This window comes from Secundilactobacillus paracollinoides DSM 15502 = JCM 11969 (genome assembly GCF_001311135.1).
Lineage (GTDB): Bacteria > Bacillota > Bacilli > Lactobacillales > Lactobacillaceae > Secundilactobacillus > Secundilactobacillus paracollinoides.
Genome location: NZ_BBAG01000166.1, coordinates 1 through 628, shown reverse-complemented (window position 1 = coordinate 628; position 628 = coordinate 1). Strand labels below are relative to the sequence as shown.

At 45.9% G+C, this 628-nt stretch carries 1 pseudogene; it reads right to left on the bottom strand.

Features of this window, described 5'->3' with window-relative positions:
* Positions 1-628 (bottom strand): annotated as a pseudogene (locus tag JCM11969_RS17450) (IS5 family transposase); the annotation flags it as partial.

Sequence of the window (628 nt, the reverse complement as noted above, 5' to 3'; positions counted from 1 at the left end):
GCCGACAATTCTCTAGCCAACTAAAAGATCGTTCGACTACCCAACGTTGGGGCATGACTTCGAATCGATGCAACTCATTGCGCTTCGCAACCTGCACGGTTGCGTTTAAATTACTGGCTACATCGAGCTGAAAATTAACGCCTGAATAACCACCATCAACTAAGACATTTTGAACCTGGCGTAAATGCATGGCATGTAAAGCGATCATTGCACTGGCCCCGTCTCGATCAGAGACGTTCGCTCGCGTCATGTGAATGGCCTGCGGAAAGCCATTGATATCAACTGCCAGATGGCGCTTAATCCCCGAGATTTTCTTACCAGCGTCGTAACCTTTGTTTTCAGCAGTAGCGGTGTTTTTGACGCTCTGAGCGTCAACGATAATAAAGGAAGTTAAAGCTGAACGTCCTTGGTAAGTTCGCCGAGCAATGACAATTTTTTTAAAACTTGTTCCAATAAAGAATCAGCCGTAGGCTCAGCTTTAGTTGACCAAATTTTGTAATAGTTGTAAACTGACCGCCATTCTGGGAAATCACCGGGGACTTGACGCCATTGGCAACCGGTTTTCAAGACATATAGGACCGCACAGAAGACCTCGTAGAGGTCATATTTTCGAGGCTTAGTTCGCTTA